Origin of the sequence: Halomarina pelagica, from assembly GCF_024228315.1 — an archaeon.
GTDB lineage: Archaea > Halobacteriota > Halobacteria > Halobacteriales > Haloarculaceae > Halomarina > Halomarina pelagica.
The window spans coordinates 793026-809228 of the sequence record NZ_CP100454.1 but is presented as its reverse complement, the minus strand read 5'-3'; the positions used below and the strand labels follow the sequence as shown (position 1 = coordinate 809228).

The window sequence follows — 16203 nt, the reverse complement described above, 5'->3', positions numbered from 1 at the left end:
CGTGTCCCGCCTCGATCCGCCCGCCGCGTGGGAGCCGACATCCGACGACCCGAACGACGAGCAGTTCGGCCACGTCGTCCGGCCGGTGAGCGCCGAGGGAACGATCGACGCGGACGCCGTCCTGCTCGGCGAACCGTACGACGGCGCGGTGATCGGTCGCCCCGGCGCGCGGGAGGGACCGGCCGCGATCCGACGGGCCCTCGCGGGGGTGAAGACCCACCGCTTCGGATCGGGGGCCGCCCCGTCGGTCGGCGACTGCGGCGACGTGTCGCTCGACGGGCGCGAGCCGGTCGCCGACGCCCAGGGGACCGTCGCGGCGGTCGCCCGCCGCCTCCACGAGTCGGGCGCGTTCCCCGTCTTCCTCGGCGGGGACAACTCCCTCACCTACGCGAACGCCCGTCCCCTGCTCGACCGGGGGAGCCTGGGCGTCGTCAACCTCGACGCCCACCTGGACGTGCGCGAGGCGCGCGACGGGCCGACCAGCGGTACTCCCTACCGACAGCTGTTCGAGGCGGGCCTCGACGCCTACGCCTGCGTCGGGGCGCGCCACTTCGAGACCTCGACCGCCTACGCGGAGTACGTCGCCGAGCGCGGGGGGGCCGTCGTCACGGCCGAGGCGGTGGGCGACGGCGTGGAGAGTGCCGCAGAGCGCGCGCTCGACGCGCTGGGCGACGTCGAGCAGGTGTACGTGAGCGTCGACCTCGACGTGCTTGACGCGACCGCCGGGCCGGGCGTGAGCGCGCCCACCCCCGGCGGCCTCACCACCCGGGAGCTGTTCCGGGTCCTCCGGCGCGTCGTCGCGGACGAGCGGGTCCGCGGGTTCGAGGTCGTCGAGTGCGCGCCGCCGCTCGACCGGGACGGCCGGACGGTCGCCGCCGCCGCCCGCGCCGTCGCCCACGTGCTAAGTACCGTCGCGTCGAGAGGGGGAGCATGACGCAGACCGTGCTCCACGGCGCGAGCGAGGTGTTCGTCGGCCCCGACGAGCGGATCGAGGACGGCGCGGTCGCGATCGAGGAGGGGCGGGTCGTCGCCGTCGGCCCCTCGGCGGCGGTGACGCGCGAGCACCCCCCCGAGAACGCCGACACCGCCATCGACGCGACCGGGAAGACCCTGCTCCCGGGGTTCGTCGACGCCCACACGCACGCGCTGTTCGCGGGCGACCGGTCGGACGAGTTCGCGGCGAAGCTGCGCGGGAAGACCTACGGGGAGATCCTCGCCGCGGGCGGCGGCATCCTCCGCACCGTCCGGGCCGTCCGCGAGGCGAGCGACGAGGCGTTACTGGCGAACCTCCTCGGCCACCTCGACGCGATGCTCGCCCACGGGACGACGACCGTCGAGGTGAAGTCGGGCTACGGGCTGGACGCCGAGACGGAGCTTCGCATGCTCGAAGCCATCGCGCGGGCGGACGCCGAGCACCCGGTCGACGTCGTCCCGACGTTCATGGGCGCGCACGCCGTCCCCGAGGGGTACGACGCGGACGAGTACGCCGCCGAGGTCGCCGAGGAGCAGGTGCCCGCCGTCGCCGAGCAGGGGATCGCCGAGTTCTGCGACGTGTTCTGCGAGGAGGGCGTATTCTCGGTCGAGCAGTCCCGGCGCGTGCTCGAGGCGGGCATCGAGCACGACCTGACTCCGAAGGTCCACGCGGAGGAACTCTCGCACCTCGGCGGGACGAAGCTGGCCGCGTCGGTCGGCGCGGCCAGCGCCGATCATCTCCTGCACGCCACCCGCGAGGACGCCCGCGCGCTGGCCGAGGCGGGCGTGACGGCCGTCTTCCTCCCCGGCACCGCCTTCGGCCTCGGCGCGGCGTACGCGGACCCCGCGCCGTTCCTGGCGGCGGGCGCGACGGTCGCCGTCGCCTCCGACTTCAACCCGAACTGCTACGCCCGGAGCATGGGGTTCGCGACCACGCTGGCCTGCGTCGGGATGGGGCTCGACCCGGCCGAGGCGGTCGCCGCGGCCACCGACGGCGGCGCGCGGGCGCTGAACCGCGACGACCGCGGGACGCTCCGCGAGGGCGCTCGCGCCGACGTCGCGGTCGTGGACGCCCCCTCGCACGTCCACGTGCCGTACGTCTTCGACACGATCCCCGTCGAGACCGTCCTGAAGGACGGGGAGGTGGCGCGTGGTCGGTGAGGTCGAACTCGACGGCGCGTCGCTCACCCCCGAGGAGGTGGTCGCGGTCGCGCGGGGTGACGCCCGCGTCGTCGTCGCCGACGAGGCGCGCGAGGCGATCAGGGCGTCCCGCGAGCGCGTCGAGAGCGTGATCGAGAGCGGCGAGGCCGTCTACGGCATCAACACCGGCTTCGGCGACCTCGTTGACGAGCGCATCCCACCGGAGGAGATCGATCGCCTCCAGACGAACCTCGTCCGGAGCCACGCCTCGGGCGCGGGGCGCGAACTGACAACGGAGGAGGTCCGCGCGATGACCCTCGCGCGGATCAACGCGCTCGCGAAGGGTTACTCCGGCGTCCGCGAGGTCGTCGTCGACCACCTCGTGACGCTCGTCAACGAGCGCGTCCACCCGGTCGTCCGCTCGCGGGGGAGCCTCGGCGCGAGCGGCGACCTCGCCCCGCTGGCGGAGATGTCGCTCGTGCTCCTCGGGGAGGGTGCGGCGCGGGTCGAACGGCGTCCGACCGAACGGTCGAGCGGGGAGGAGCGGCGCGAGGACCCACGAGGCGACGTGGACGGCGAGCGCCTGCCGGGCGACGAGGCGCTCGCGGCGGTCGGCCTCGAACCGCTCACGCTCCGCGCGAAGGAGGGCCTCGCGCTCATCAACGGGACGCAACTGACGGTGGGGATCGCGGCGCTGCTCGTCCACGACGCGGAACGCCTCTGTCGCGCGGCGGACGCGGCGGGCGCGCTCACGACCGAGGTGACGATGGGGACGACGGCGGCCGCCGAGGCGGCCGTTCAGGCGGTCCGCCCGCACGCCGGACAGGCGGTCAGCGCGGCGAACGTAAAGCGCCTCTGTGCCGATTCCGAGATCGTCGAGTCCCACCGCAACTGCGACCGCGTGCAGGACGCCTACTCGATCCGCTGCCTGCCGCAGGTCCACGGCGCGGTCCGCGACGCCGTCGCCCACCTCCGCGGGGCGGTCGAGGTCGAACTCAACAGCGCGACGGACAACCCGCTCGTCTTCCCGGCGGGCCGCGTGGACCGGCGCACCAGCGGCACCGACGTCGCCGACGTCGTCTCCGGGGGTAACTTCCACGGCGAACCGCTCGCGCTCCGGCTCGACTACGTGACGGGCGCGCTCACCGAACTCGCCGCCATCTCGGAGCGCCGCGTCGACCGGACGCTCAACCCGCACGTCCAGGAGCCGCACCTCCCGCCGTTTCTCACGACCGAGAGCGGGCTCAGGTCGGGGCTGATGATCGCCCAGTACACCGCCGCGGCGCACGTCGCGGAGTGCCGCGCGATCGGCCGCGCGTCGACCGACAACACGCCGGTCAGCGGGAACCAGGAGGACCACGTCAGCATGAGCGCGACGGCGGCGTTCGCCGCCCGTCGCGCGCTCGACGCCGCCCGCACCGTCGTCGGCATCGAACTGCTGTGCGGCGCGCAGGCCGCCGAGTTCGTCGACCCCGCGCTCGAACACGGCGTCGGGACGGGCGCGACCTACCGGGCGGTCCGCGAGGTCGTCCCGCCGCTCGACGACGACCGCCCGCTCCGGCCGGACGTCGCCGCCTGCGACGCGCTCGTCGCGAGCGGGGCGCTGGACGACGTGATCGCCGGAGCGCTCGGCGAACCGCTCGACGGGTGAGCGGCTGATCGACGCGGACGGTCGGGAAGAACCGTTGAAGACTTGTACGCCCACCTCTCTATTCGAGTAATATGTTCACACATTTTGTCGTGAATGGAGGGGAACACAATGGGTGAGATCGAGGTCGGCGACCAGCGCCTCTCGTTCGAACAGGTCGCGGAGGCGGACGCCCGCCAGTGGTACGTCCTCGCCGTCACGTACCGGACGGATGGCGAGGAGACGCACGTCGGCGAGACGACGATCGACGCCGCGTCGCGGCAGGAAGTGACGAGGGACGCGGTCGAGGAGGCGCTCGACGGGTGGAGGAACGACCACCCGAGGGCGAAGATCGCGAGGTACGAGGTCTACGCCAGAGTCGAGTGCCGACGGGGGAAACACGTCGCCGACCTCTCGCCCGAGGCAGAAGGGCGAGAGTGGTCCATCGACGGCCCGGAGCCGGGCGTGGACGCCGCCGAACTGCGGCCGGGCGATCGGGTCGCGTACTACGCCGGCGGCCCGCGAAGTTCGATCTACGGCTACATCACCGAGGGAATCGTCGTCGACGTCCCGTCGAACGAGCGTCGGCCGACGAGCGGCGAGTTCGGCGAACGCGCGAAGTTGGACCTCGGGACCCAACGGAAGCCGATACCGCTCGCGTGGATCATCGGCCCCGTCGACGACCCCGAGATAGCGATGGCGATCGATCGGAAGCGGGAGAACCTCTAGAGGGTACACCGACGGTCGGAAGGTGCTTCGCCGCGGCGCTCGGGGAGTGATCGAGACGGCGGTGCGCGCCGCTCAGACGGAGGCTTCGGGTTCCGCCTCCGACTCCTCACCGTCCGAATCGAGGTCCTCCAGCGCGCTCAGCGCCGCGCGGCGGTAGCGCTCGACGTCGAACTCGCCGTCCTCGCCGTAGTGCTCGCGGACCATCTCAGCGTACTCGCCGCCGTCGTCGAACGCCCCGACGCGCTCGAGGGTGCGCGTCGCGGTCTCGACGACCCAGCGGTCGCGGGTGTCCGCGCCCACCGTCGTGATGGACTCGGGACGGACGGAGACGTTGACCTCGCCCTCGTCCGTCTCGTAGGTGCGGGGCTTGCCGACGACGGCGACGTACTCCGGCGGTTCCGCCTCGCGGAGGTGGCTCGCGGCGTCGGGCTGGTACTGGCCGGCGTACATGAAGAACGTGCCCGTCGGATCGACGACCCGTCCCTGCCAGTACTCGCTGTCGCTACCGACGTCCTCCGTCTCGGTGAGGGTGCCGACGATGAACACGCGGTTGGCGCGCTCGCCGGTGGGAAGCAGCGCGTAGACCGGGGCGCGCTCCTCGTCGGACTCCTTGAACGTGTACACTGCGTCGTTGAACTCGGTTGCGAAGACGCGGCGGGCGACCTCGCGGGTGGGTGCTCCGGACATTTACATCGACCTCGCCTTGATGAGCGCCGCCTCGGGATCGACCGGCCCGAGGCGTTCGAACTCGTTCGCCAGGACGTAGCGGCCGAGCGTCGGCCCGCGCACGCGGTAGTAGACCCCCAGCACGTCCGCCTTCATCTCGTCGGCGACGACGGACGTGTCGAGCGCGTCCATCGCCATCTGCTTCGCCTCCTCCAGCGCGATGCCGGTGAGTTCCTCGGTCATCTCCTGGTTGAAGATGACCTCGTGGACGTCCGTCCCGTCGTCGAGGACGCCCTTGATGCGGAGATCGAACTCGCCTTCGACCTCGCCGTGTTCGCTACACCGACCGTTCTGGAGCACGCGGGTACACCCCTCCTCGGGACAGCGCTTGATGAGGCCGCTGCCGCGCTGGATGTCGACCAGCGCGCCCTCGACCTCGGTCGCGTCGTCGCCCACCTCGATGTCCTCCTCGAGGCGCTCGATGCTCGTCGTCCGGTTGAGCTTCACCGAGTACCGGCCCTGGTACTCGTCGGTGACGACGTTCCCGAGGCGGTAGACCGCGCCCTCCTCCAGTTCGGGGAGGTCGCTCGTCGTGAACGAGACGAACTTGATGGTGCCCGACTCGTCGCCGAGCAGGCCCACCTGCGAGATGGCGTCGCTGCGGGGCTCCCACAGGTCGACCACCTTCGCGCGCACGTCGATCCACTGCTCGTCCTGGTCGACGTCGGCGACCTGCACGAGGTCGTTGCCGCCGCCGCCGAGCTGATCGCGGTCCATCCCGGCCTCGTCGAGGTAGCTGCTCACGATGGAGCGGCGGGCCTCCTCGGCGGGGACCTTGTAGTCGTTCACCAGCGTCTCGAGGCGGGTCTGCACCTCCTCTACCGTTATATCCAGTTGGTCGGAGAACTGCGCCTGTATCGATTCGGCGTGTTGTCGAAGTTCCGTCATGGTTGCCGTCTCCGCGTGTTTTCAGTGGGAGACGTACGTCGCTTGGTTCCTGATGGTATAAAAACCTGCGCTAGCGGAGTGAAAGTGAACGGGAGCGCCTCACTCGGTCGATAGCGGGCGTCTCGGTCGGCCGGTCACACCGCGTCGAGGTAGCCGTACGGCTCCCCACCGCCGCGCCGCCCATCGTCTCCGTGGGCGCGTGAACCGCGGACTTCTCCTCGATCTAAAACGGCGATTACAGGGAGCAGACCACGTCGAACGGACGTCGCTACCGATCAACACGCGGACTGGGATGGTACGTCCCCGCGCCGCGTTCGACCTCGCGTACTACCCGCTCGACGTGACCGCCGCCTATTACGAGATCGACTGGCGCGAGCCGGGGGAGTTCGCCGTGGTGTACCACGAGGACGTTCGTGGAGTCACGGGCGGGTGGACGCGCGCCTGGCATCGCCACGACGGGCATACCTTCGACGGTCGACCCGTGCGCGACCACGTCCACCCGCCACCCGACGCGGGTGATCCGACGCCGCACGAACACGCGGATCACGCCTACGACGTGCTGCGGGACGTCGAGACGTCGACGCTCCGGTGGATTAAACGGCACCCGCTCCACGAACGGCAGGAGTGACGAGCGAACGGACACCCCGTCCGCGCTCGTCCACCGAACCCGTCCGTGGCGGATTCCCCCGCGGACGACGATATTTTGTCACCCGCGCACGAATCCGCACGCATGAGCAACAGGCGGCGACTGGAGTTCGTCCTGCGCTCGAAGCTCCGGGCGGCCGGGCGGCAATACGGCGAGGCGAAGGAGGCCTACCGGGCGGCGCGGGCCGCGAGCGAGGCCGACCTCCCGATCGACGAGGAGGGCAACGCCCGGATCGTCTGCCGCCGGTACGCCGAGAAGCGGAGCGTCGAACTCGACGCCGGCCTGCGGCCCGACTGCTACGACGCGGACCACCAGGACTGTCGAGGGTGCGTCGAGGACATCCGCGACGGGCGCATCGAGACGTGGTGAGGGCGGGCGGCGATCCGTCCGAAGCGTGCGCGCCCGCCGAGTGACCTTTGTGATCCGCCGCCGAACCCCCCGGACATGGACACGATAGCCGTCGTCCTCGCGGGCGGCGTCGGCACGCGCCTCTACCCGGCGAGTTCCCGCGAGCGACCCAAGCAGTTCCTCGCGCTCGACGGGGAGCGCTCCCTCCTCGCCCGCACCGTCGAGCGCGTCGAACCGCTCGCCGACGCGACGTACGTCCTCACGAGGCCGGAGTACGCCGACCTCGTCCCCGACCACGCGCCCGACGCGGAGGTGCTGGTCGAGCCCGCCGGGCGCGACACCGGCCCGGCGCTCGTCTACGCCGCCCACCGCGTCCGCGAGGAGGCGGGCGAGTGCGTCCTGCTCAACCTCCCGAGCGACCACCGCGTCGGGGACGGCTTCGCGGACCCCGCCGAGCGCGCCCTGCGCGCGGCGCGCGAGACGGGGAAGCTCGTCACGCTGGGCGTCGAACCCGACCGACCGGCGACCGGCTACGGGTACATTAAACCGGGGACCGACCGCGGCGACTACTTCGACGTGGCGGGCTTCTTCGAGAAGCCGGACGCGGACGCCGCGGAGCGCTACGTCTACGACGGCTTCCTCTGGAACGCGGGGGTCTTCGCGTGGACGCCCGAGGCGCTCCTCGGCGAAGCCCGGCGCTCCGACCTCGCCCCGCTGGTCGAGAGCCTCGACGCCGGCCAGCCCGAGCGCGGGTTCCGCCTCGTCGAGCCCGTGAGCGTCGACTACGCGATCCTCGAGGGCTGTTCGAACGCCGCGGTCGTCCCCGCGGACGTCGAGTGGGACGACCTCGGCGCGTGGGACGCGCTCGCCCGCGTCGGCGACCCCGACGCCGCGGGCAACGTCGTCGCGGGGAACGCCCTGACGCTGGACGCCGAGGACTGCGTGATCGCCACCGACGAGGGGAGCCACGTGAGCGTCGTCGGCGTGGAGGGGCTCACCGTCGCGGCCTACGACGGCCGCGTGCTCGTCGTGCCCACCGAGGACGCCCAGCGGGTGCGCGAGGTGGTCGCGCGACTGGAGGACGGGGGGGAGTGAGAGGAGTGAGGCGCGACTGGACGGGGTGCCATATGAGAGGGCGGCCGAAGTGAGGCGAGCGAGCGCTACGACAGCAACCGCCTGAGCCGGGCGAACAGACCCTTCCGCGGGTCGCCGCCGATCCGTTCGGACTCGGGCGGTTCCGCAACCTCGGACTCCGGTTGCACGTCGGTGGTGACCGCGTCGGCGTTCGCGGAGTCGGGGGCGCGCCCGCCCTCCGCGGCCGCCTCGGCCCGCTCGATGAGGTCCTCCGGGTCGTTGACCGCGTCCTTGACGGGTGCCTTGACGAGGGGGAGGTTCTCGAATCGGTCGCGGCTGACGGCCGTGTCGGCGGCGATGATGGCCGCGTCGGCGTCCGCGATCCGTTCCGCGGAGAGTTCGTTCTCCGCGCCCATGGCCCCCTGGATCTCGACGTGGATCTCGTGGCCGAGCCGCGCGGCGGTCTGCTCTAAGTTCTCCGCGGCCATCTGGCTGTGTGCGATACCGGTCGGACAGGACGTGACTGCGACGAGTTTCATGGCTGGTCGGGTTGTTGAGAGAGCAGGTCGATCACTTCGCGTTTCGTGTGCGCGCGGAGCGCGCGCTCCGCGAGTTCGCGGGCGTCAGCCGCGTTCGTCCGCTCGACGCGCGCCTTGACCGCGGGGATCGTCACGGCGCTCATGCTGAGTTCGTCGAGGCCGAGGCCGACGAGCAGTTCGGTCAGGTCGGGGTCGCCGGCCATCTCGCCGCACATCCCGACCCAGGCGTCGGTCCCCCGGGCGGCCTCGACGGTGCGCGCGACGGCCCGCAGGACGGCCGGGTGGCGCGGGTCGTGCAGGTCCGCGACCCGCTCGTTGCCCCGCGCCGCGGCGTTGACGTACTGGGTGAGGTCGTTCGTCCCGATCGAGAGGAAGTCGGCGCGCTCGGCCAGTTCGGACGCGAGGAGGACCGCGGCGGGCGTCTCCACCATCACCCCGAGGTCGGGGGAGCCGCGCTCGATCCCCTCCGCGTCGAGGTCCGCGGCGACCGCCTCGACTCGGTCGGCGGCCGCCTCGAACTCCTCGACGGTGGCGACGAGGGGGAGCATCACGGCGAGGTCGCCCTCGGCGTCGCCCGCCGCGCGGAGGAGCGCGCGCAGTTGCGTCTCGAAGAGGTCGGCGTCGGCCCCGAGCGACCGGCGGATCCCCCGCTCGCCGAGGAAGGGGTTCTCCTCCTCGGGCAGGTCGAGGTAGGGGATCGGCTTGTCCCCGCCGACGTCGAGCGTGCGGACGATCACCCGACCGTCGGGGAAGGCGCGGAGCGCCTCGCGGTAGGTCTCGTACTGCTCGTTCTCGTCGGGCGGGGCCTCGCGATCGAGAAAGAGGAACTCCGTGCGAAAGAGGCCGATCCCGTCCGCGCCCCGGTCGACGGCCCCCGCCAGTTCGCTCGGGTGGCCGACGTTCGCGGCCACCTCGATCGGGACGCCGTCGGCGGTCGTCACCGCCCCGGCGCGCACCTCGGCGGCGTCTTCGCGCTCGGCCGTGGCGCGACGGTCGGCGTCCGGATCGGTCACGACCTCGCCGGCCTCGCCGTCGACGACGACCTCGGTCCCCTCCTCGATCCCTCGAAGCGCGTCGCCGACGCCGACGACCGCCGGGAGGGCGAGCGACCGCGCGAAGATGGCCGCGTGGGAGGTCCGCCCGCCCGTGACGGTGGCGAAGCCGGCGACCCGCTCGGGATCGAGGCGGGCCGTGTCGCTCGGCGTGAGCCGCTCGGCGAGGACGACCGACCCCTCGGGGAGCGCGGCGAGGTCCGTCCCCTCGCCGCCGAGCAGGAGGCGGAGCAGCCGATCCCGGACGTCCCGGAGGTCGTCGGCGCGCTCGGCCATGCGGCCGTCCATCCCCTCGAACTGCTCGATGGGGCCGGCGAACGCCGCTCGGACGGCGTGCTCGGCGGGGAGTCCGTCGTCGATCTCTCCCTCGACGCCCGCCTCGATCTGCGGGTCGTCGAGGAACTGCACGTGGGCGTCGAAGACGGCGGCCTCCTCCTCGCCGACGCGCTCTGCGGCCCGGTCGCGCTCGGCGCGCAGCGCCTCGCGTGCCTCGTCGCGGGCGCGCTCGAACCGCTCGCGCTCCGCCGTCGGATCGACGGCCGCCGGGTCCGGCGGGTCGGGCAGGTCGAGGTCCGCGTCGGGGCGGTACCAGACCGCGCGGCCGACCCCGGCCCGGGGTGTCGCGCCGACTCCGTCGAGCGTGCGGGTCATCCCGACTCGCCGTCCCCCCGGTTCCCCCCGTTCCCTCCGTCTCCACCGTCCTCCCCCGCCTCCGGCGTCGAGAGGACGGCCTCGAGCGCGTCGAGGGCGGCCTCGGCGTCGTCGCCCTCGGCGACGAGCCGGACCCGGTCGTCGTGTCCGACCCCGAGGCTCGTCACGGCGAGCATGCTGCGGGCGTCGACGGGGTCGCCGTCCTCGGCGGGCGCGACGGTGATCTCGGCGTCGTACCGGTTCGCGGTCTCGACGAACGTCGCGGCGGGGCGGGCGTGCAGGCCCGCCTCCGGCACGACGGCGACGACCCGCTCCATCAGGTCATCGCCTCCGCGAGCACCGCCTGCACGTCCGCCGGCGAGTCGGCCTCGTACAGTCCCTCCCGCACTTCCTCGTGCATGAGCGAGCGCGAGAGCGCGCTCAGGATGGCGAGGTGGTCGTCGCTCCCACCGGCGGGGGCCAGGATCGCGAACAGCAGGTGCGCCGGCTCCCCGTCCATCGAGTCGAAGTCGACGCCGGCCGCGGAGCGGGCGAACGCGACCGACGGCCGGGTCACGGCGTCGGTCTGGGCGTGCGGGATGGCGATGCCCTTCCCGACGCCGGTGGTGGTCTCCTCCTCGCGGGCGAGCAGCGCGTCGAGCGCCGTCTCGCGGTCCTCGACCCGACCCGCCTCGACGGCGAGGTCGAGCAGGAACTCGATGCAGGCGTCCTTCCCCTCGGGCGGTTCGTCGAGGGAGATCGCCTCGGTCGGTACGAGCCGCGTCACGTCGTCTCGGTCCATCTCGGTCTCGGTCATTGTCTGGTGGATAGTCTACTCCGGAGAGGTTCAGTCTGACCCCTGTGCGCTCGCGTCCGCGTCGCGCTCCTCGAGGTCGGCGACGGTGACCTCGAAGTCGGGTTTCACGGCCGTCGCGACGGCCGCCGTCACGAGCGACCCGAGCGCGATGCACCCGAGGAACAGGAGCGGTCGGTTCGACAGCACGACGACGAAGATACCGCCGTGCGGGGCGGGCATCGTGACGTCGAGCGCCATCGAGGCGGCCGCCCCGACGGCGCTCCCGACCACGATGCTCGGGATGACCCGAAGCGGGTCGGCCGCGGCGTAGGGGATCGCCCCCTCGGTGATGAACGAGAGGCCGAGAGGGACCGCGCTCTTCGCGTTCTCGTACATCTCGGCCGTGTACTTCTGCGGGGCGACGAAGTTCGACAGCGCCATGCCGATCGGCGGGATCATCCCCGCGATCATCACGGCCGCCATCGGCTCGTAGAGCTGTTCGGAGAGCAGGCCGACGGCGAACACGTAGGCGACCTTGTTGACGGGCCCGCCCATGTCGAACGCCATCATCGCGCCGAGCAGCGCGCCGACGAGGACGGCCTGCCCCCCCTGGGCGGTCCGAAGGAAGTCGGTCAGCCACGCGTTCGCGATGGCGACGGGCACCCCCAGAAAGAGGATGACGACCGGCGAGAGGACGACCATCGTCAGCACCGGCACGATCAACACGGGCATCATCGGTTTGACGACCTCCGGCACCGAGCGGCGCTTGAACCACCGCGCGACGTAGCCGGCGAGCAGGCCGGCGACGAGCGCGCCCAGGTAGCCCGCACCCGCGTTCCCGCCGCTCAGCCCGATGACGTCGCCCGCCGCCTTGAGGACCGCTCCCTGCTGGATGACGTACGAGAGGAGAAAGCCCGGGGCGAGCCCCGGGCGGTCGGCGATGGCGTACGCGATGTACGCGCCGAGGATCGGCACCATGAACGTCAGTCCGGCACCGCCGATCTGCGTCAGGAACCACTCGAGGGTGCCCGTCGCCTCGAACACCTTCTCGACGGTCGTCCCGCCGGGCCAGACGGTGACGCCGAGGAGTTCGATCGGCGGGAGCGACGCGACCGCGTACCCAAGCGCCAGGAAGATACCCCCGATGGTGACGAACGGAATCATGAACGACACGCCGGTCATCACGTCCTCCTTCACGGAGGAGACGTGCGAGCGAAGCGCGCGTTCGGCCGAGTCTTGCGTTGCCATTGATTCGCACCCTCACGGTTGTTCACCGAACGGTTCAAAAACGCTTTCGAATGTGATCGTTTCTGTCCGTTAGTTCCTGATAAAACTACGAAGCGAAAACCGCCTCGATCCCGGTCAGTACGTCGCGACGGAGACTTCCTCGACCGCGGCGCGGACGCCGCCGAAGTCGGGGACTCCCGTTCCGGGGACGGCGACGACGCGGGAGGCGACGGCGACCCCGAAGCGGAGGGCGGCACCGCCCGACTCGCCGCGCGCGAGGGCGGCGAGGACGCCCGCGAGGAGGGCGTCGCCCGCGCCGACGGTGTCCACCACCGTCGTCTCGAGGGCGGGCGCGTGGAAGGTACCGTCGTCGGTCACCAGCGCCGCCCCGTCCGGACCGAGCGAGGCGACGACGCGGTCGAAGCCCCCCTGGCGAAGCGCCTCGGCGGCGGCGAGACACTCCTCGAGGGTTTCGACGGGCGCGTCGGTGGCCGCCGCGAGTTCCTCGCGGTTGGGTTTGCAGAGCGAGAACGGGGCGTCGAGGTCGCGCAGGACGTCGCCGCCCACGTCCACGGCGGTCTCCCAGTCGCCGGCGCGGGCGATCCGGTCGATCGCGTCGGGCGCGAGGCCGGGCGGGAGGCTCCCCGCGACGACCACCGTCTCCGGCTCGTGACGCCGGACGGCGTCGAGGACGCGATCGACGGCCGCCGAGTCGACCCGCGGGCCGTGATGGTTGATCTTGTACTCGCCGTCGGGCGCGAGGACGGTCGTGTTGAGGCGGGTCGGCTCGTCGATGGTCGCGAAGTCGCTCTCGATCCCGGCCTCGCGGAGGCGGTCGCGGACGAGGCGGCCGAAGGGATCGCCGAGGAACCCGGTCGCGACCGTGGGAGCGTCGAGCGACGCGAGGTACTTCGAGACGTTGATGCCCTTGCCGCCGGGGTCGAACTGTACCCGGTCGGTGCGGGCGACGGCTCCCTCGACGAGCGGTTCGTCGAGGCGGAGGGTGTGATCGAGCGCCGGGTTGAGCGTGACCGTGAGGATCACTCGACGGTCACCTCGGCCACGCGGACGCCGGCGCGCTCGAACGACTCGCGGGCGGTCCGGTCGATGCCGTCGTCGGTGACGAACGCGTCCACGTCCTCCGGGTCGGCGAACCGGACGAAGCTCCGCTCGCCCACCTTCGAGCTGTCCGCGACGAGGACGACCGTGGCCGACTTCTCGACCATCAGCTCCTTCATCCGCGCCTCGTCCTCGTTGGGCGTCGCCAGCCCGGACTCGGCGGTGACGGCGTTCGTCCCGAGAAAGAGCACGTCGAAGCTCATCCGCTCCATGAACGCCTCGGCGGTGGGACCGACCAGCGCCCGCGTGCGGTGGCGGAGCGTCCCGCCCGTGAGCTTCACCTCGCTGTACTCCCCGCCGAGTTCCGAGGCGAGCTGAATCGAGTTGGTGACCGCCAGCAGCGATCCGTCCTTCGGCACGCGCTTTGCGACCTCCATCGTCGTCGTGCCGGAGTCGAAGAAGACGACCTGCCCCTCGGCGAGTTCCTCCACGGCGCGGGCGGCGATGGCGCGCTTCGCGTCGAGGTTCTGCACCTCCCGCTGCCCGTAGGTCTGCTCGCGGCCGACGGCGGTGACCGGTACCGCGCCGCCGTGAGACCGCTCGATCAGGTTCTCGTCCTCGAGTTCTCGCAGGTCCCGGCGGATGGTCGCCTTCGAGTACTCCAGGTCCTCGGCCAGCGCCTCCACGGACCGCCCGCCCGCGTCCGAGACCAGTTCGACGATCTTCCGCTTTCGCTCTGCTGGTAACATGGTACCTCGTGGATCCTACGCGTGATTGATTCGGGTACGTTGTTAACTGTTTGCGTCGTCTATCAGTTCGTTTCTGATCGAAATATTAGAAAATTATCCTCAGTCGTGCGTGCGCCCCGTCAAACGGGGGCGATCCGCCTACGCGCTCCGCATCGATCCGCCGTCGATCGGGAGCGCGACGCCGGTGACGTAGCTCGAGCGGTCGCTCGACAGGTAGGCCACCGCCTCGCCGAGTTCGCGCGCGTCGCCGATGCGGCCGAGCGGGATCCCCGACCCCCACTCCGCCAGCCCCTCCTCGTAGTCGTCGAACTCGCCGCGCTCGACGCCCTGCTTGATGAGGTCCCGGATCCGGGAGGTCTCGTGGCTTCCCGGGAGCACCGCGTTGACGCGCACGTCGGGGGCGAACTCCCGCGACTGGGTCTTCATCAGACCGATGACCGCCCGCCGGACCGAGTTCGAGAGCACGAGGCCGTCGATCACCTCCGCGACGCTCCGCGAGGTGACGTTCACGATCGTCCCGCCGCCGTCGGCGAGGTGCGGGTAGGCCCGTCGAGTGGTCCAGACGACGCTCATCACGAGCAGGTCGTAGGCGTCGTACCAGTCGCCGTCGTCCGTCTCGAGGAACGGCCCGCTCGGCGGGCCGCCCGCGCTCGTGACGACGTGATCGAGGCCGCCGAACCGCTCGACCGTGTCGTCGACGAACGCCTCGACCTGCTCGCGGTCGGTGATGTCGGCCTCCGTCGCGAACACGTCGCCGTCGCCCGCGTCGGAGAGCGTCGCCTCCGCCTCCGCGAGGTGCTCCGGCGTGGTGCCACAGACCGCCACGTCCGCGCCCTCGCGGGCGAGCGCCTCCGCGCACGCCAGCCCGAGGCCGCTACTACCGGCCGTCACGAGCGCGCTGTCGCCGTCGAGTCCGAAGTCCATGACGGGCCGTCGCACGGACCCGAGAAATAGCTGCCCTCTCGTCGCCAGCGTCCCCCTCTCTCAGGGAGTCCGCACGCGCACCGTCCCGTCGCTGGTGACGCCGACGAGGATGTCCCGGCGCACCTCCCGGCCCCGGACGGCGTCGCCCGCCGCGTCGGAGACGAGTTTCATGAGTTCGGGGGCGGCGTAGCTCACCTTCACCCCCACCTCGTCGCAGGCGGAGTAGACGCGCGAGGGAACGTCGTAGAGGTCGGTGCCCGACTCGATCGCGACCTGTACGGGCGCGCGGAGCGCCTCCGCGAAGGCGACCGTCTCGCCCGCCTTGGCGATGTTCTCGCGGGCGCTCGCCTCGATGCTGGAGACGTTCGCCCGGGAGGTGCCGAGCCACTCGGCGATCTCCGCCTGCGGGAGCCCGCGCTCGCGGAGACACAGCACTTCCGCCTGACGGCGCGTGAGAACGCTCCGCTCGGGATCGAAACCGACGCGCTCGAGGATCGTCGCGGCGTCGGCGGGGTCGGTCATCCGCCCCAAAAGTTGTCGCGACTGCCCAGTCGCTCGCGGCGGGGACGCCGGCGGCTGGATCGATCGTCGTCGGCACTCCCCGCCCCGGAACCGTCGTCCTTCTCGCCCCCCTCGTCCTCCTCGCTCTCCTCGTCCTCCGCCAGCGGGAGGCGCTCGAGTTCGTCCGCGATGGCGTGGTTCGAGCGGACTTTCGTGACCTTCACCCGCGCCCTGGCGTCCGGGAGGACGCCGTCGACGAGGACGATGAAGCCGTCCTCGGTGCGCCCGACGCCCGCCCCGCTCCGGTGGATGTCGGTGACTTCGACGACGACCTCCTCGCCCGGCTGGACGGGTTGCTGTTTCAGTTCGCGGATGGGCATGCTGTAGTGATCGCACCACTCGGCCCCACCGCGGTCGCCGTAGTGTTGACATCCCATCCCGGAGATCCGTTCCGAGTACTTGGGACACTGGTCCGCGAGTGGACAGTCGGGCATGAGTGTGGAAACAGGGTGTGCGTTCTAAACGCTTGCGCCTTGGCGAATCGGCCACGGAGACGCTCACCGCAACGTTTTGGGG

Annotated in this window: 19 protein-coding genes; 7 read left to right on the top strand and 12 right to left on the bottom strand. The window is 71.6% G+C overall.

What is annotated here, in order from left to right; genetic code table 11:
• Window position 1 precedes the first annotated feature (1 nt).
• The 4 genes from hutG to NKI68_RS04285 all read left to right on the top strand — a co-directional run bounded on the left by hutG (window position 2) and on the right by NKI68_RS04285 (window position 4468).
• Entirely contained in the window at window positions 2-934 is a 933-nt protein-coding gene (hutG, locus tag NKI68_RS04300; protein WP_254545458.1) for a formimidoylglutamase, read from the top strand.
• Complete coding sequence (hutI, locus tag NKI68_RS04295) at window positions 931-2133, top strand: imidazolonepropionase (RefSeq protein WP_254545457.1); 1203 nt, start codon at window positions 931-933, stop codon at window positions 2131-2133. Before hutG ends, hutI begins: the two co-directional genes overlap by 4 nt.
• Window positions 2123-3763, top strand: coding sequence for an HAL/PAL/TAL family ammonia-lyase (locus NKI68_RS04290; RefSeq protein WP_254545456.1), 1641 nt, complete (start codon window positions 2123-2125; stop codon window positions 3761-3763). Before hutI ends, NKI68_RS04290 begins: the two co-directional genes overlap by 11 nt.
• Window positions 3764-3871: 108 nt before the next feature.
• The gene (locus NKI68_RS04285; protein WP_254545455.1) at window positions 3872-4468 is read left to right on the top strand and encodes a hypothetical protein; all 597 of its coding nucleotides are present in this window, start codon (window positions 3872-3874) and stop codon (window positions 4466-4468) included.
• A gap of 72 nt (window positions 4469-4540) precedes the next feature.
• Here NKI68_RS04285 and NKI68_RS04280 read toward each other — a convergent pair whose 3' ends face one another.
• Together NKI68_RS04280 and NKI68_RS04275 are read right to left on the bottom strand one after the other, a co-directional pair.
• Window positions 4541-5155, bottom strand: a complete 615-nt coding sequence (locus NKI68_RS04280; protein WP_254545454.1) for an RPA family protein — start codon at window positions 5153-5155, stop codon at window positions 4541-4543.
• On the bottom strand, window positions 5156-6082 hold the full coding sequence (locus NKI68_RS04275) for a replication factor A (protein WP_254545453.1): 927 nt from the start codon (window positions 6080-6082) through the stop codon (window positions 5156-5158). It lies immediately after the preceding gene.
• A gap of 292 nt (window positions 6083-6374) precedes the next feature.
• On the opposite strand from NKI68_RS04275, the gene NKI68_RS04270 reads away from it, so the two are divergent.
• The 3 genes from NKI68_RS04270 to NKI68_RS04260 all read left to right on the top strand — a co-directional run bounded on the left by NKI68_RS04270 (window position 6375) and on the right by NKI68_RS04260 (window position 8171).
• Window positions 6375-6710, top strand: a complete 336-nt coding sequence (locus NKI68_RS04270) for a toxin-antitoxin system TumE family protein (RefSeq protein ID WP_254545452.1) — start codon at window positions 6375-6377, stop codon at window positions 6708-6710.
• A gap of 102 nt (window positions 6711-6812) precedes the next feature.
• On the top strand, window positions 6813-7097 hold the full coding sequence (locus tag NKI68_RS04265; protein ID WP_254545451.1) for a DUF7091 family protein: 285 nt from the start codon (window positions 6813-6815) through the stop codon (window positions 7095-7097).
• 75 nt (window positions 7098-7172) lie between these two features.
• Complete coding sequence (locus tag NKI68_RS04260) at window positions 7173-8171, top strand: mannose-1-phosphate guanylyltransferase (protein WP_254545450.1); 999 nt, start codon at window positions 7173-7175, stop codon at window positions 8169-8171.
• Window positions 8172-8236: 65 nt separating this feature from the next.
• Here the strand turns inward: NKI68_RS04260 and NKI68_RS04255 are convergent, their stop codons facing one another.
• The 10 genes from NKI68_RS04255 to NKI68_RS04210 all read right to left on the bottom strand — a co-directional run bounded on the left by NKI68_RS04255 (window position 8237) and on the right by NKI68_RS04210 (window position 16121).
• Entirely contained in the window at window positions 8237-8689 is a 453-nt protein-coding gene (locus NKI68_RS04255) for a PTS fructose transporter subunit IIB (protein ID WP_254545449.1), read from the bottom strand.
• Window positions 8686-10392 carry a phosphoenolpyruvate--protein phosphotransferase gene (ptsP, locus tag NKI68_RS04250; protein ID WP_254545448.1) on the bottom strand — a complete coding sequence of 569 codons (1707 nt, stop codon included), beginning with the start codon at window positions 10390-10392 and terminating at the stop codon, window positions 8686-8688. Before ptsP ends, NKI68_RS04255 begins: the two co-directional genes overlap by 4 nt.
• Entirely contained in the window at window positions 10389-10709 is a 321-nt protein-coding gene (ptsH1, locus tag NKI68_RS04245; protein WP_254545447.1) for a phosphocarrier protein HPr, read from the bottom strand. Before ptsH1 ends, ptsP begins: the two co-directional genes overlap by 4 nt.
• Window positions 10709-11188 (bottom strand): PTS sugar transporter subunit IIA, encoded by a 480-nt coding sequence (locus NKI68_RS04240; RefSeq protein WP_303657483.1) that lies wholly within the window; start codon window positions 11186-11188, stop codon window positions 10709-10711. The genes ptsH1 and NKI68_RS04240 overlap by 1 nt, the downstream gene beginning before the upstream one ends.
• Before the next feature lie 30 nt (window positions 11189-11218).
• Window positions 11219-12415 (bottom strand): PTS fructose transporter subunit IIC, encoded by a 1197-nt coding sequence (locus NKI68_RS04235; protein ID WP_254545446.1) that lies wholly within the window; start codon window positions 12413-12415, stop codon window positions 11219-11221.
• Window positions 12416-12529: 114 nt separating this feature from the next.
• The gene (pfkB, locus tag NKI68_RS04230; RefSeq protein ID WP_254545445.1) at window positions 12530-13438 is read right to left on the bottom strand and encodes a 1-phosphofructokinase; all 909 of its coding nucleotides are present in this window, start codon (window positions 13436-13438) and stop codon (window positions 12530-12532) included.
• Window positions 13435-14202 carry an HTH-type transcriptional regulator GlpR gene (gene glpR / locus NKI68_RS04225; protein ID WP_254545444.1) on the bottom strand — a complete coding sequence of 256 codons (768 nt, stop codon included), beginning with the start codon at window positions 14200-14202 and terminating at the stop codon, window positions 13435-13437. Before glpR ends, pfkB begins: the two co-directional genes overlap by 4 nt.
• Before the next feature lie 138 nt (window positions 14203-14340).
• Window positions 14341-15126, bottom strand: coding sequence for an SDR family oxidoreductase (locus tag NKI68_RS04220; RefSeq protein WP_254545443.1), 786 nt, complete (start codon window positions 15124-15126; stop codon window positions 14341-14343).
• A 60-nt stretch (window positions 15127-15186) separates the two neighbouring features.
• Complete coding sequence (locus tag NKI68_RS04215) at window positions 15187-15648, bottom strand: Tfx family DNA-binding protein (RefSeq protein WP_254545442.1); 462 nt, start codon at window positions 15646-15648, stop codon at window positions 15187-15189.
• Window positions 15645-16121: a TRAM domain-containing protein gene (locus NKI68_RS04210; RefSeq protein WP_254545441.1), complete on the bottom strand. Its 477-nt coding sequence runs from the start codon at window positions 16119-16121 to the stop codon at window positions 15645-15647. Before NKI68_RS04210 ends, NKI68_RS04215 begins: the two co-directional genes overlap by 4 nt.
• Window positions 16122-16203: the final 82 nt, after the last annotated feature.